At 65.3% G+C, this 14,374-nt stretch carries 14 protein-coding genes and 1 tRNA gene; 9 read left to right on the plus strand and 6 right to left on the minus strand.

Going from position 1 to position 14,374, the window contains the following annotated elements; genetic code table 11:
• The first annotated feature begins 78 nt into the window (after nt 1-78).
• The 7 genes from ACFQ24_RS21955 (at nt 79) to ACFQ24_RS21985 (ending at nt 6,611) form a co-directional block, all read left to right on the plus strand.
• On the plus strand, nt 79-987 hold the full coding sequence (locus ACFQ24_RS21955) for a sugar kinase (RefSeq protein WP_380915178.1): 909 nt from the start codon (nt 79-81) through the stop codon (nt 985-987).
• A 49-nt stretch (nt 988-1,036) separates the two neighbouring features.
• A tRNA-Gly gene (locus ACFQ24_RS21960) sits at nt 1,037-1,110 on the plus strand.
• Nucleotides 1,111-1,145: 35 nt separating this feature from the next.
• A complete protein-coding gene (locus ACFQ24_RS21965; RefSeq protein ID WP_380915180.1) occupies nt 1,146-1,532 on the plus strand; it encodes a hypothetical protein in 387 nt (128 codons plus the stop codon).
• Between the two features lie 147 nt (nt 1,533-1,679).
• Nucleotides 1,680-2,603, plus strand: coding sequence for a sulfate adenylyltransferase subunit CysD (gene cysD, locus ACFQ24_RS21970; protein ID WP_380915182.1), 924 nt, complete (start codon nt 1,680-1,682; stop codon nt 2,601-2,603).
• A gap of 133 nt (nt 2,604-2,736) precedes the next feature.
• On the plus strand, nt 2,737-4,650 hold the full coding sequence (cysN, locus tag ACFQ24_RS21975; RefSeq protein WP_380915183.1) for a sulfate adenylyltransferase subunit CysN: 1,914 nt from the start codon (nt 2,737-2,739) through the stop codon (nt 4,648-4,650).
• Nucleotides 4,651-4,673: 23 nt separating this feature from the next.
• Nucleotides 4,674-5,423: a 3'(2'),5'-bisphosphate nucleotidase CysQ gene (locus tag ACFQ24_RS21980; protein WP_380915463.1), complete on the plus strand. Its 750-nt coding sequence runs from the start codon at nt 4,674-4,676 to the stop codon at nt 5,421-5,423.
• 111 nt (nt 5,424-5,534) lie between these two features.
• Nucleotides 5,535-6,611 carry a mechanosensitive ion channel family protein gene (locus tag ACFQ24_RS21985; RefSeq protein ID WP_380915185.1) on the plus strand — a complete coding sequence of 359 codons (1,077 nt, stop codon included), beginning with the start codon at nt 5,535-5,537 and terminating at the stop codon, nt 6,609-6,611.
• On the opposite strand, the gene ACFQ24_RS21990 is transcribed toward ACFQ24_RS21985, so the two are convergent.
• Both ACFQ24_RS21990 and tyrS read right to left on the minus strand, forming a co-directional pair.
• Nucleotides 6,583-6,939 (minus strand): PilZ domain-containing protein, encoded by a 357-nt coding sequence (locus tag ACFQ24_RS21990; RefSeq protein ID WP_380915187.1) that lies wholly within the window; start codon nt 6,937-6,939, stop codon nt 6,583-6,585. The genes ACFQ24_RS21985 and ACFQ24_RS21990 overlap by 29 nt on opposite strands.
• A 74-nt stretch (nt 6,940-7,013) precedes the next feature.
• On the minus strand, nt 7,014-8,231 hold the full coding sequence (gene tyrS, locus ACFQ24_RS21995) for a tyrosine--tRNA ligase (protein WP_380915189.1): 1,218 nt from the start codon (nt 8,229-8,231) through the stop codon (nt 7,014-7,016).
• A gap of 55 nt (nt 8,232-8,286) precedes the next feature.
• On the opposite strand from tyrS, the gene ACFQ24_RS22000 reads away from it, so the two are divergent.
• Nucleotides 8,287-9,372 carry an anhydro-N-acetylmuramic acid kinase gene (locus tag ACFQ24_RS22000; protein ID WP_380915191.1) on the plus strand — a complete coding sequence of 362 codons (1,086 nt, stop codon included), beginning with the start codon at nt 8,287-8,289 and terminating at the stop codon, nt 9,370-9,372.
• 4 nt (nt 9,373-9,376) lie between these two features.
• Here the strand turns inward: ACFQ24_RS22000 and ACFQ24_RS22005 are convergent, their stop codons facing one another.
• Nucleotides 9,377-9,814, minus strand: coding sequence for a DUF1003 domain-containing protein (locus tag ACFQ24_RS22005; protein WP_380915193.1), 438 nt, complete (start codon nt 9,812-9,814; stop codon nt 9,377-9,379).
• A gap of 242 nt (nt 9,815-10,056) precedes the next feature.
• A complete protein-coding gene (locus ACFQ24_RS22010) occupies nt 10,057-11,232 on the minus strand; it encodes a vWA domain-containing protein (RefSeq protein ID WP_380915195.1) in 1,176 nt (391 codons plus the stop codon).
• Nucleotides 11,233-11,378: 146 nt separating this feature from the next.
• Here ACFQ24_RS22010 and ACFQ24_RS22015 point away from each other — a divergent pair, with 146 nt between their 5' ends.
• On the plus strand, nt 11,379-12,743 hold the full coding sequence (locus tag ACFQ24_RS22015) for a methyl-accepting chemotaxis protein (protein ID WP_380915197.1): 1,365 nt from the start codon (nt 11,379-11,381) through the stop codon (nt 12,741-12,743).
• 53 nt (nt 12,744-12,796) lie between these two features.
• Here the strand turns inward: ACFQ24_RS22015 and ACFQ24_RS22020 are convergent, their stop codons facing one another.
• Both ACFQ24_RS22020 and ACFQ24_RS22025 read right to left on the minus strand, forming a co-directional pair.
• Nucleotides 12,797-13,849 carry a hypothetical protein gene (locus ACFQ24_RS22020; RefSeq protein ID WP_380915199.1) on the minus strand — a complete coding sequence of 351 codons (1,053 nt, stop codon included), beginning with the start codon at nt 13,847-13,849 and terminating at the stop codon, nt 12,797-12,799.
• A gap of 85 nt (nt 13,850-13,934) precedes the next feature.
• Nucleotides 13,935-14,348, minus strand: a complete 414-nt coding sequence (locus ACFQ24_RS22025; protein ID WP_380915201.1) for a GFA family protein — start codon at nt 14,346-14,348, stop codon at nt 13,935-13,937.
• Nucleotides 14,349-14,374 lie beyond the last annotated feature (26 nt).

Below are 14,374 nucleotides of genomic sequence, written 5' to 3' on the forward strand. Positions count from 1 at the left end.
GCTGGGCCTTGACTTGAAGGAGGGCGCTGCCCACCAAGCCGCCTTCAAGGGACAGACCGGAAGGATATGGCGAAGGACATGGCGGACAGGGCGACGATCACGGTCATTGGCGAAGCTATGCTGGAGCTCAGCCGGGGCGAGGGCGACAGCTGGAACCTGCGCTATGGCGGCGACGTCATCAACACCGCCGTCCACCTTGCGCGATCCGGGGACAGGGTCCGCCTTGCCAGCGCGCTGGGCGCCGATCCGATGAGCGCGCAGCTGCGGGCGCAATGGGAAGCGGAGGGGGTGGACACCACATTGGTGATCGCCGCCCGCGATCGGCTGCCCGGCCTATACGCCATCGAAACCGATGCGAGCGGCGAGCGCAGCTTCCACTATTGGCGCAGCGAGGCCGCGGCGCGCCGCATGTTCGCGCTGCCCGAAAGCGCCACGATGATGGCCGAGGCGGCAAGGTCCGACCTGCTTTATTTCTCCCTCATCACGTTGGCGATCCTGCCGGACGAGGGACGCGAGGCGTTGCTGGAGCTTTGTGCGCAGGTGCGGGCCAATGGCGGGCGGATCGCGTTCGACGGCAACTACCGGCCCCGCCTGTGGGAAGATGCCGCCACGGCGCGTCGCTGGAGGGACCGCGCCATCGCCTATTGCGACATCGGGTTGCCGACATTGGCGGATGAGGTTGAGATGGGGGAAGCGGACGACGCCCGCGACGCCGCCGCCCGCTGGGGCGCGGGCGAGGGGCGGGAGATCGTCGTCAAGCTGGGCGGCGATGGCTGTCTGGCGGGCGGGGAAATCATCCCCATTCCACAGGCGCTGACGGTCGTGGATTCGAGCGGGGCGGGCGACGCGTTCAACGGCGGCTATCTCCATGCGCGGCTGGCTGGCGCATCGGTGCGGGACGCTGCGTTGGCGGGGCACCGGCTGGCCGGATGGAATATCGGGCGGCGCGGCGCGATCCCGCCCAGGGATGCCGACGCGCCCTATTGACAGTCGTTGACAGCGGACCATGGTCTGCGCCATGGACGCTGGACCTCAGGCGGGTGTAGCTCAATGGTAGAGCAGCAGCTTCCCAAGCTGACGACGGGGGTTCGATTCCCCTCACCCGCTCCACTGTCCCATTATGCCCCGGCCTCCCAGGATTTCGCTTGCAGCGCGTGGTCGTCGATGTAGCCTGCCTTCGGGAGGACCATATGGGCGATATTGCGATTGGAGTGGATGAGGTCGCTGCGCACAATCTGTTGCTCGCGCTCGGGTTGGAGGCATCGGAGGACAGGATTGCGGAGGCGGCCGCTCATATGCGCGCCCACCGGACTTCGGCCGAGCATTTGCTGCTGGACAAGGCGCGCGACGATCTGTTCACGCATCTGGAGAGCGCGTTTCGGCGTTTCCGCACCCATGACGATCATTGGAACGCCGGCTATGCCGCGGCGGAGACTGAGGCGGTGAATTGGTTCGCGGCGCGCCCTTACGTCGATGCGGTCCCGGCCGCGCGGACGAAGGGCGATATTCTGCGCGCCATGATCCGCCACTAGAAGGCGGGGCCCCGCGACGGACGCCATTAGCCCTGAAAGAATTTCTACGGTCTGACGGACTGGCGCCGTGTGGCCGCTCCCCATATTGGCGGAGGTGCGGTCCGCTATTGGAAGATCGCGCATATTCGACCCCTAGGAGGATTGCCGGTGGCGATCGACGCGAAGACCCTGACCCATCTTGAGCGGCTGGAGGCCGAGAGCATCCACATCCTGCGCGAGGTCGTGGCCGAAGCGGACAGGCCGGTGATGCTCTATTCCGTGGGCAAGGACAGCGCCGTGATGCTGCATCTGGCGCGCAAGGCCTTCTATCCCTCGCCGCCGCCCTTTCCGCTGCTGCATGTCGACACGACCTGGAAGTTCCGGGCCATGTACGAGCTGCGGGACCGGATGGCGCGGGAAAGCGGCATGGAACTGCTGGTCTATCACAATCCGGAAGCGGAGGCGCGAGGGATCAACCCGTTCGACCATGGCCCTCTGCATACCGATATGTGGAAGACGGAAGGGCTGAAGCAGGCGCTCGACCTCTACGGTTTCGACGCGGCGTTCGGCGGCGCGCGGCGTGACGAAGAGAAGAGCCGGGCGAAGGAGCGCATCTTCTCCTTCCGCACCGCAAGTCATGGCTGGGATCCCAAGAACCAGCGGCCGGAGCTGTGGAACCTCTACAATGCCCGCAAGAACAAGGGCGAGAGCATCCGCGTCTTTCCGATCAGCAACTGGACCGAGCTAGACATCTGGCAATATATCCACCTCAACGATGTGCCGATCGTTCCGCTCTATTTCGCTGAGGAACGGCCCACCTACGAGTGGGAGGGGCAGCTGTTCATGGCCGACGATGTCGAGCGGCTTGAGCGTGTGCTGGGGCGTCGGCCGGAGATCGTGAACCGCTCCATCCGCTTCCGCACCCTGGGCTGCTTCCCGCTGACCGGCGCGGTCGAAAGCGCGGCGCGCACGCTGCCCGAGGTGATCCAGGAGACGCTGCTCACCACCACCAGCGAGCGGCAGGGCCGGGTGATCGACAAGGATGCCGGCGGCGCGGGCATGGAGAAGAAGAAGCAGGAGGGATATTTTTGACGCGCCACGTCATCCGTGCAGCGGGTGACGAAGCGTCAACCCCGGCGCAGGCCGGGGCCTCGTGCCTCCCAAGGCGCGCCCTGTTAAAGAACAACGAGATGCCAGCCTTCGCTGGCATGACGGAACGGACGATATGACCGACACCATCGCCGACCCCATCTACCAGACCGACGCGCTGATCGCGGAAGATATCGACGCCTATCTGAAGGTGCATGAGCATAAGACGATGCTGCGCTTCATCACCTGCGGGTCGGTGGACGACGGCAAGTCGACCCTGATCGGGCGGCTGCTCTACGACAGCAAGATGATCTTCGAGGATCAGCTCGCCGCGCTCGAAGCCGACAGTAAGCGGGTGGGGACGCAAGGGCAGGAGATCGACTTCGCGCTGCTGGTCGACGGCCTCGCGGCCGAGCGGGAACAGGGCATCACGATCGACGTCGCCTACCGCTTCTTCGCGACCGAGAAGCGCAAGTTCATCGTCGCGGACACGCCGGGGCATGAGCAATATACGCGCAACATGGTGACGGGGGCGTCCACGGCCGACCTGGCGGTGATCCTGGTCGATGCGCGCAAGGGCATCCTGACGCAGACGCGGCGCCACAGCTATCTCGCGCACCTGCTGGGGATCCGCAACATCGTGCTGGCGGTGAACAAGATGGATCTGGTCGGCTATGACCAGGCGGTCTTCAACCGCATCGTCATGACCTATCGCGCCTTCGCGACCGAGCTGGGCGTCACGCGCTTCACCGCGATCCCGATCTCGGGCTTCAAGGGCGACAATATCACCTTGCCGAGCGGCAACACGCCCTGGTTCAAGGGGCCGACGCTGATCGAGCATCTGGAGACGGTCGAGGTCAACAGCGCGGCCGACGCGGAAAAGCCGTTCCGCATGCCCGTCCAGTGGGTCAACCGCCCCAATCTCGATTTCCGGGGCTTTTCGGGCCTGATCGCTACCGGATCGGTGAAGCCGGGCGACGCCGTGCGCGTGCTGCCATCGGGCAAGACCAGCACGGTAACGCGCATCGTCACGCTGGACGGCGATCTTGAACGGGCGGTGGCGGGCCAGTCGGTCACGCTGACCTTCGCCGACGAGATCGACTGTTCGCGCGGCGACGTCATTGCCCTGGCCGACAATCCTCCCGAGGTCGCCGATCAGTTCGAGGCGACGGTCGTCTGGATGGCGGACGAGGAGATGTTGCCCGGCCGTCCCTATTGGCTCAAGATCGGGACGCAGACGGTCACCGCGACGGTGCAGCAGCCCAAATATCAGGTCAACGTCAACACGATGGAGCAGCTGGCGGCGAAAACGCTGGAGTTGAACGCCATCGGTGTCGCCAATCTTTCGACCGACAAGCCGATCGTGTTCGAGGCTTATGCCGACAACCGGACGCTGGGTGGTTTCATCCTGATCGACAAGATCAGCAACGCCACCGTGGCAGCCGGGATGCTGCATTTCTCGCTGCGGCGGGCGCAGAATGTCCATTGGCAGGCGACCGACGTGTCGCGCGATCATCATGCGGCGCTCAAGAATCAGAAGCCCGCCGTGCTGTGGTTCACGGGGCTGTCGGGCGCGGGGAAATCGACCATCGCCAACCTGGTCGAAAAGAAGCTTGCCCGGATGAACCGGCACACGTTCCTGTTGGACGGCGACAATGTGCGCCATGGCCTGAACAAGGATCTGGGCTTTACGGACGCCGACCGGGTGGAGAATATCCGCCGCGTGGGCGAGGTCGCGAAGCTGATGACCGACGCAGGCCTCATCGTCATCACCGCCTTCATCTCGCCCTTCCGCGCGGAACGCGACATGGTGCGGCAGATGATGCAACCCGGCGAGTTCGTCGAGGTGCATATCGACACGCCGCTGGCGGAAGCGGAGGCGCGGGACGTCAAGGGTCTTTACAAGAAGGCGCGGGCCGGGCAGCTCAAGAACTTCACCGGCATCGACAGCCCCTATGAGCCGCCGGTCGACCCCGAGATTCGGATCGACACCACCGTCCTGACGCCAGAGGAGGCGGCGGACGCAATCGTCGCGAGGCTGATCCCATGACCGGGGGCATCGACACGGCGACCATGTCCGACGCCGCGCTCGCAGCCCATCTGGCGGAAGTGGCTGGACGCATCCTTAAGGACGTGCGCGGTTCCGGCGTGTTCAGTCCCAAGGCGCTGGGCAAGGCGGGGGACCAGACCGCCAACCAGTTCCTCGTCGCCGCCATTCGGGAGGCGCGGCCGCAGGACGGCCTGCTCTCCGAAGAAATGAAGTGCGATGGCACGCGCCTTGCCATGTCGCGTGTGTGGATCATCGACCCGGTGGACGGGACGCGCGAATATGGCGAGGCGCGCGATGACTGGGCGGTGCATGTCGGGCTGGCGATCGACGGCGTGCCGGTGGTGGGCGCGGTCGCGCTGCCCGATCTGGACGGCGGCACCGTCATGCGGACGGACGCCATCGTGGAGGTTCCGCCCGCGCCTGACACGCTGCGCATGGTCATTTCCCGCACCCGCCCGGCGATGGAGGCGGTTAAGGTCGCGGATCAGCTCTGCGCCGAACTGGTGCCGATGGGATCGGCGGGGGCGAAGGCGATGGCGGTCGTCCTGGGACAGGCGGACGTCTATCTGCATTCGGGCGGTCAATATGAGTGGGACAGCATGGCCCCGGTGGCGGTCGCCGCCGCGCATGGGCTGCATTGCTCGCGCATCGACGGCGCGCCGCTGATCTACAATCGCGAAGATGTCTACCTGCCCGACCTGCTCATCTGCCGGAAGGAACATGCCGGGCGCATATTGGAGCTGGTAGCAGCTATCTCCTCCGAACCGGACTGAGCGGCGAGGGCGTCCTGCGGGCAGCGCTGCCGGCGGAACGGCCGGCCGGTCGCCTGACCGAAAACATGCCGCACCTGCGAAACAATGGCTGGCGAACGGCGTTGCCCCGCCATGACCGACATCAGCCTCTCCCACGTCTCGCTAACGGCCGCGCTGTCGATCCTTCTGTCCGTCGCGGTCGCCTTTCTGATCCACTGGATGCTCTACTGGGTCGCGCTGCGGCTGGTGCGCCGGTCGAAGCTGGAGCCGACCCTGCTGCCCGCCATCTACCATCCCACGCGATGGCTGGTGGTGGTGCTCGCGCTCGGTGCGGGCCTCAAATCCATAGAACTCGGCCCGCGCGTCTCGGATATCTGGGCGATCGGATCGCGCATGATCTTCGCGCTGCTGGTTGGCTGGCTGATCCTGCGCGGCATGAGCGCGGCCAAGACCATGGTGGAGCGCGGCGCGGACATCAGCGTCGAGGACAATCTGAAGGCGCGGCGGCAACGTACGAAGATCGGCATCCTCTACCGCATCGCGCAATGCATCGTCGGATTCCTGGTGATCGCTATGATGCTGATCGCGATTCCGGGCGTGCGGACGATCGGCGTCACGCTGATGGCGTCGGCCGGCCTTGCTGGCCTCGCGGTTGGCGCGGCGGCTCAGCCTGCGCTCAAGAACCTGATTGCCGGCATTCAGATGGCCTTTTCCGAACCAATCCGCCTGGACGATGTGGTGATCGTGGAAGGAGAATGGGGCCGGATCGAGGAGATCAAGCTCACCTATGTCGTCGTGCGCATCTGGGACGACCGGCGCATGGTGGTGCCGGTGTCCTATTTCCTCGAAAAGCCTTTCCAGAACTGGACGACCAAGACGTCGGACCTGCTCGGCACCGTCTTCTTCCATGTCGATCCCGCGGCGGACGTCGGGCGCATCCGTGAGGTGTTCGTGGACGCAGTAAAGGCGAACAGCCGATGGGACGGCCGGGTCGCGATCCTGCAGGTGACCGAGCATCGGCCCGAAGCGTTGGAACTGCGCGGGCTGCTCTCCGCCCGCAACGCCGGCATCGCCTTCGACCTGCGGTGTGAGGTGCGCGAGGCGGTGATGGACTTCCTGCGGACGCAGATGCCCGACGCTCTGGTCCGTACCCGGCAGCGGATCGAAGCGGGGGAAGGCTTTACCAGGCTGTCTGACGCGGCGGGATGAGGCCAAGCAACGCATCGTAGATGCGCGGCTCGATCGGCTCCGCGAACTCCATTCCAGCCCGATGGTCCTCCGACCAGCGGATTTCGGCGGTATAATCCTGCAGGACAGGCAGCCATATGGTGAGGCGCTCGCCTTGGGTCAGCGCGTCCTCGCTGCGGCACATGAGGCCGAAGGGCGAGATATTGATGACCCGGACACCATGGGTCCGCCCCCGCACGGTGACGTGGCTCACCATGTCGACAAGGTCGCGCCTCGCCCGCCTCTGTTCGACCGAAGGATCGCGGGAGCGCATGACATGGCCAAGGCCGGCAAGGACGGAGGAGGTCATGCGGCCAGCCTAAGCGTCCGAAAGTGGACGCTTTCCTATCAAATAGCCTTAACCAACAACTAAGGCTGGATCGCTCAGGCGACGACCAGCCCGTGCCGCTTCGCGCCGAAACTCAGCTTGTCCCCCGCCTTCACCGTCACCGCCGGATCGGTGACGACATCCCCGTTCAGCCGGATCGCGCCTTCGGCCAGCTTGCGACGAACCTCCTTGTTGGACGTCGCAAAGCCAAGGCCGGTGGTCGCCTGCACCACGGTCAGACCGTCCGCGCCCAGGCTGACGGTCGGGAGGTTGGCGTCCGATGCGCCTTCCTCGAACGTCTTGCGCGCGGTTTCGGCGGCGGCGGCAGCGGCGTCCTTGCCATGCGCCATCGCGGTCGCGGCATGGGCGAGGATCTTCTTCGCCTCGTTGATCTCCGCGCCTTCAAGCGCTTCGAGGCGGGCAATCTCGTCCAGCGGCAGGTCGGTGAAGAGGCGCATGAAGCGTCCGACATCGGCATCCTGCGTGTTCCGCCAGAACTGCCAGTAATCATAGGGCGAGAGCGCGTCGGCGTTCAGCCAGACAGCGCCCTTCGCGGTCTTGCCCATCTTGCCGCCGTCCGCCGTCGTGATGAGGGGGGAGGTCAAGCCATAGACCTGCGTCCCGTCCACCCGGCGCGACAGTTCGATGCCGTTGACGATATTGCCCCACTGGTCCGATCCGCCCATCTGCAGCCGGCAGCCGGCGCGGCGCGACAGCTCCAGAAAATCATAGGCCTGCAGGATCATGTAGTTGAATTCGAGGAAGCTCAAGGACTGTTCCCGGTCAAGCCGCAGCTTGACAGAATCGAAGCTCAGCATCCGGTTGACCGAGAAATGCTGGCCGATGTCGCGCAGGAAGGGGATATATTCCAGCGCGTCGAGCCAGTCCGCATTGTCGACCATGATCGCGTCGGTAGGGCCGTCGCCGAACGTCAGGAAGCGTTCGAACACCCGCTTGATGCTCGCCACATTCTCGTTGATCTTCTCGACCGTCAGCAGCGAGCGCGCCTCGTCCCGCAGCGAAGGGTCGCCGATCTTGCCTGTGCCGCCGCCCATCAGCACGATAGGCTTGTGCCCCGCCTGCTGCATCCGGCGGAGCATCATGATCTGCACGAGGCTGCCGACATGGAGTGACGGCGCGGTGGGATCGAAGCCGATATAGCCCGGCACAATCTCCTTCGACGCAAGGGCGTCGAGCCCTTCTGCATTGGTCACGTCGTGGATGTAGCCGCGCGTGTCGAGCAGGCGCAGGAGTTCGGACTGATAGTTGCTCATGGCGCGCGCCTGTAGCATTGCGGGCGGGAGTGTAAAAGAGGCGGAGTTCCCTGCAATGTTGGCTATCGGCCTGATGTCTGGCACCTCGCGCGACGGGATCGACGCGGCGCTGATCGAAACCGACGGGGAAGGGGCGGTCACCCCCATTGCCTTCCACGCCATGGCCTATGATGACGGCTTCCGCCTGCGGCTGACCGAGGCGTGCGCGCGCGCGATGACGATGGAGCGGCGGGACTTCGAACCGCTGATCGCGTCGGTGGAGGCGGAACTGACCGAGCGGCATGTGCAGTCGGTGGCCGACCTGCTCGGCCGTAGCGGCCATATCGCGGAGGATGTAGGCGTGATCGGCTTTCACGGGCACACGGTCGCGCACCGGCCGGAATGGGGTTGGACCTGGCAGATCGGCGACGGCGCGGCGCTGGCGGGCGCGTTCGGCATCCCGGTGGTGGGCGACCTGCGCAGCGCGGACGTGGCGGTGGGCGGGCAGGGCGCGCCGCTGCTGCCGGTCTATCATCGCGCGCTGGCGGAAGGGCTGGCCAAGCCCGCCGCGGTGCTCAATCTCGGCGGCGTCGCCAACATTACCTATATCGGATCGGACGGCACGCTGATCGCCTTCGACACCGGCATGGCCAGCGGCCTTATCGACAACTGGATGCAGGCGCATGGCGGGGCGGCGTTCGACGCGGGCGGTGCGACCGCGGCCGCGGGCCGGGTGGATGAGGTGCGGCTCGCGGCGATGATGGCGGACGCCTGGTTCGACCTGCCGCCGCCCAAGAGCATCGATCGCGAACGTTTCGGCATCGCTGCCGTGCATGGCCTTTCGATAGAGGACGGCGCAGCGACGCTGACCGCGTTTACGGCGGTCGCCGTGGCGCGCGGCGTCGATCATCTGCCGCAGCGGCCCGCAACGATCCACGTCGCCGGCGGCGGGCGCCATAATGCCACGCTGATGGCGATGCTGGCGGACCGCACCGGCGCGGATGTGAGACCGGTGGATGGTCTCGGTTGGGACGGCGACGCGCTGGAGGCCCAGGGCTTCGCCTATATGGCGGTGCGGAGTCTGAAAGGCCTGCCGATCAGCTTTCCCGGAACGACCGGCGTGCCCCAGCCGATGACCGGTGGCGAACTGTTCAACGCCTGACTCCTCACGCCCTCTGCCCAACGGCATCGAGCCGTTCGAGCAGGCGGTCCATCTTGTCATGCAGAGCGGCGATTTCCGATTCGGCGCGAACATTGGTTTCATAATCGAGTCGCGCCTCCAGCCGGTCCTTCGCCGCCTGACGGTTCTGGCTCATCATGATGATCGGGGCCTGAAGCGCCGCGAGCATGGAGAGCATCAGGTTCAGGAAGATATAGGGGAAGGGATCGAACGCGTGCTTCGCGAGGATGACGGTGTTCAGCACGGCCCAGCCGGCAAGGAACAAGCCGAACCCTATGATGAAGCTCCACGACCCGCCGATGGCGGCGACACGGTCGGCAAGCTTTTCGCCGAAGCTCAGGCGGCTGTCGAACACCTCATACACATCACGTGATGCGGGCATACGGCGGAGCGGGGCGGTGAGGAAGCGGATGGCTGCATTCATATATCACCTCTTGAAACCGACCGTGCCGATGGGTCGCTTCACGAGGTGTCAGCCGTCAGCGGCGCGCCTCTGCTCCCATCGGGACGGTCGTTCGACTATGGTCGTTACTGGACATGGTCCCCTCTCGGGAGGTTGCGGAATGTGGCTGGGTGTAGCCCCTACACCCATGCGAGATGGACCGGGCGGCCGCGCGCGTCAAGACGGCGGGGCATTACAAATTGGTCATGTCGGGGCCGAACCGCTCACCTTTTCCGCGTCAGTTCACGCATGGCGGCGTCAATGCCGTCGATGGTCAGCGGATACATGCGATCGTTCATGAGCTCCCGGATGATGCGGGTGGACTGGCTGTGGTCCCAGGCGGACCGCTGCGTCGGATTGAGCCAGACCGTCGCCGGGTAGGTACGGGTGACGCGCTGGAGCCAGACCGCGCCTGGTTCACCGTTCATATGCTCGACCGATCCGCCAGCATGGCTGATCTCATAGGGACTCATCGCCGCGTCGCCGACGAAGATCACCTTGTAGTCATGGCCATATTTATGGAGGATGTCCCAGGTCGGGATGCGTTCCGACAAGCGGCGGCGATTGTCCTTCCACACGCCCTCGTACAGGCAATTGTGGAAATAGAAGAATTCCATATTCTTGAATTCGCCGGTGGCGGCGGAGAAGAGTTCCTCAGTAAGGGTAATGAACGGGTCCATCGATCCGCCCACGTCCAGGAACAGCAGCAGTTTCACCGCATTGTGCCGCTCCGGCCGCATCCGGATGTCGAGCCAGCCCTGACGTGCGGTTCCCCGGATCGTTTCATCCAGGTCCAGTTCGTCCGCAGCCCCTTCGCGCGCGAAGCGGCGCAGGCGGCGCAGCGCGACCTTGATGTTGCGGGTGCCCAGTTCCCGGCTGTTGTCGAGATTGGCGAACTCGCGCTTCTCCCACACCTTGATCGCGCGCTTGTGGCGGCTTTCACCGCCAATGCGCACGCCTTCGGGGTTATAGCCGCCATGGCCGAAGGGGGATGTGCCGCCGGTGCCGATCCATTTGCTGCCGCCCTGATGCCGTCCTTCCTGCTCCTCCAGCCGCTTCTTCAGCGTCTCCATAATCTCGTCCCAGTCGCCGAGCGACTCGATCTTCGCCATCTCCTCGGGCGTCAGATATTTTTCGGCGACAAGGCGCAGCCATTCGTCCGGGATGTCGGCTTCCATGCCATCCGCATCCAGCACGCCCCTGAAGACCTTGGCGAACACCTGGTCGAAGCGGTCGAACAGGCCTTCGTCCTTCACATAGGTCGCGCGGGCCAGATAGTAGAACTCTTCCGGCCGGCGGGCGATGACGTCTCGGTCGAGCGCTTCGAGCATCAGCAGATGTTCCTTGATCCCGGCCGGGATGCCGGCGGCGCGAAGGGCGTCGAGAAAGTCGAGCAACATGATGGCCCTTGTCGGCCAGCCTGTCCGGCGATGCAAGTCACAGGCGCACCGTCACGGCATCGAAATATTAAGTGTTGCAGTGCATGGTTAATGCTGCACTATCCAGATGCGGGCTGAGAGTGGGGGACTTGTTGGAAAACGGGGATTTGTTGGCTGATCTTGGGGAAAGATCGGGTGACATCGCTTTGCAGTGCAGCGAAACCGCCGGCTATCTGGGCGAGCTGAATCGTCGGATACAGTGCGATGTCGCGCGGCTGGGCGATTTGCAGGAGAATATGGATCGGCTGGCGGCAAGCCAGTCGGACAGCGTCACCGCTGCGCGCGAACTGAGCGTCACGGCAGGCCGCGCCGGGCAGGTCATCGCGCAGGGGCATGATGTGATAGGCCTGTCGCTGGATGGAGTGACGGAACTGGTCCAGCATGTGTCCGGTCTCGAAAGCCACCTTCGCCGGTTCCTGTCAGTGATCGAGACTGTAGGCGGCATATCGGAGGAACTGGGCATGATCGCCCGCCAGACCCGCCTCCTTGGCATCAACGCCGCGATCGAGGCGGCGCGCGGGGGAGAAGCAACCCGCGGGTTCGCGGTCGTGGCGGAAGAGATAAGGCGGCTTGCCGAGCAAGCAGGCGAGTCAGCCGGCTCGGTTGGCGAAAAGCTGGGTTTGCTGGATCAGGATGCCCGGCGGCTGATCGGTGGGGTGGAAGATAATATCGTCCGCAGCCGGGGGGTCGGCACGCATATCGACCGGCTCCGCCTGTCGGTTGCGGAGATCGCGTCGCTCGTGGGCCAGTTCGGCGAACGGTCGAACGCCATCGTCGCCTGTACCGACGCGGCTGACGGCGATGTCGCCGCGCTGCGCGCCGGCCTGTCGCAGTTCAGCCGGTCTGCCGGCGAGAATGCGGTCCGGGTGGACGCGTCGCGGGTCCAGCTGGAAGGGCTGGAGGGGATGGCGAACGCGATGCTGGACCGCGCGGCCCATGGCCCCGGCAAGACCCGCAACAGCCGCTATATCGCGCTCGCGGAAGAGGGGAGCAACGAGGTGTCGGCGTTGATCGAGGATGCTATCGCCGGGGGGCGGCTGACCGCCGGCGATCTGTTCGACGTCGATTATCGCCGGATCGAAGGGTCGGACCCGCCGCAATATCTGAACGGTTTCACCCACTTCGCGGACGCCGTGGTTCAGCCGCTGCTCGACCGGCGGACGGCGCAGGACGATGCCATCGTCGGCTGCTGCCTCATCGACATGAACGGCTATCTCCCCACCCATGTCAGCGGGCGCAGCGCCCCCCAGCGGCCCGGCGCGCGGGACTGGAACATGGAGCATGCGCGCAACCGCCAGATTTTCATGGACGGCCAGATCCGCCGCGCCCTGGACGGGGAAGGCGACTTCTTCCTCTGCACCTACCGGCAGGATTTGGGCGAGGGGCGCTACCGTGCGCTGCGCAGCGTCTTCGTGCCGCTGGTGTTCGGAGGCCGACGCTGGGGCGTTTACGAGGTCGGCTATCTCATCTGATCCGCAGGTTCGCCACTCATCGCTCCGGCCAGCAACAGCGGCAATGCGTCAGGTCAATGCCCCGCTCTGGGCAAGCGGCTGACCGTGACGTTCCCGTTGGCGGCATAGGCGGCGACGGCCTCTGCCTGCGCGGTTTGCGGGTCTTTTCCGTCGATGATCGCGGCGACCTGCGCGGGGCTCGGTACTTTGTCGTAGGTGCCGTAGAGATCGGTCTGGCCGACCATGTGAATGGACAGCCGATATCCTCTGGCGTCCTGCGCGGGGTCGAAGGCGAGCACGGTGCCGCTGTCATCCACCGGCACGATAATCGCGCCATTGGCCTGGCCTGCCTGTTGCAGCATGTCGAAGCTGCCCTCCGCAGTGACGACCTTGCCACGAACGCAGAGCCTGTCCTTGCCGTCGCGCGGGATTCGCACATCCTGGGGCGTGGCTGCATCACCCGGCGCGGCGGGAGTCAGGCGCGCGTCAGCCGCGTCGCTGGCCGGGCAGGCGGAAAAGCTGGCGGGCGCTACCGGATGGAGCTGCGCCATATCATCGACCTGCAAGGCCGCGAGCATGCCGTCGAGGCCCGCCACAACATCAGCGCGGCGCTCGGTCGGGCCGGTGACGCGCAGCTTCACCACCCAGCGGCCGGCATGGACGAATGCCGCCGCCGTCGTCAGCGCTCCGTCCGCCGCGTCGTCGTAGACCGCGCGGATCGCCCGGTCGGGCTGACCCGCGACGGGGACGCTGGCATAAGCGGTGCGGCGGGTTTTGGTGCCGAACCGCTCCATAATCGCCTTGTCGGTCATATAAGCGGCAAGCGCCGCGTCGGCATAGGTCGGCATATAGACGTAGAGCGTCGCCTGGACCGCGCCGTCCTCCGACAGATATTGCGCATAATTGTCCACGGCGCGCCCGCCGTTGGAGGCTTCGCCGCTTTTCGTGAGGGACAGGTTGGCTATGGTCTGGGGCAGGGCGATGCCGGCGGCCGGGGCGCGGATGGCGCTTTGTGTCGGCAGCCAGGCTTCCGCTTCATCGGCGGCGTGAGCATGCGCCGCAAACATCAGGCCTGCGGACAGCAAAAGCGTTGAAATCATCGTCCGGGTGCGCGCGCGCATCAGCATCCCTCTCCAGAACCAGACCGTCTTGACGCGGCCTTGAACTAAGACAGGGACGCTACAGGCTGGACGCCCGAGCGCAAGCGGCTTTTCAGGCGACGGGCGGGATTTGTGCCGGATAATGGGGCAGATCGGGATCATGATGCGCCCAATCCGGCGCAGCGCCGGTCCAGATGACCGCCTGCGGCGCGATCAGCGAGGGATCGTCGAGCGCGCCGGCGCGGATGAAGGTCATGTGCGGCCGTGATTCGGCCAGGCTGAAGATCGGCGTCCCGCATTCGGGGCAGAAGCCCCGCCGCATCGGCGTGCCGCTGTCTGCTGTGCTGCCATACCAGCGCACGTCGCCGCTGGTCGTGACCTTGTCGGACGGGAAGGCGACATTCACGGTCGCCGATCCGCCGCCCAGATATTGGCAAAGACGACACCAGCACATGCGGGCGGCGAGCGGTTCGGCGTCGATCGTGATGCGGACCTGTCCGCAAAGGCATCCAGCGCTGTGGGACATGAAAGCTCCTTGGGATGGCAAAATGT

The sequence above is a fragment of the Sphingobium olei genome (assembly GCF_042678845.1).
Lineage (GTDB): Bacteria > Pseudomonadota > Alphaproteobacteria > Sphingomonadales > Sphingomonadaceae > Sphingobium > Sphingobium olei.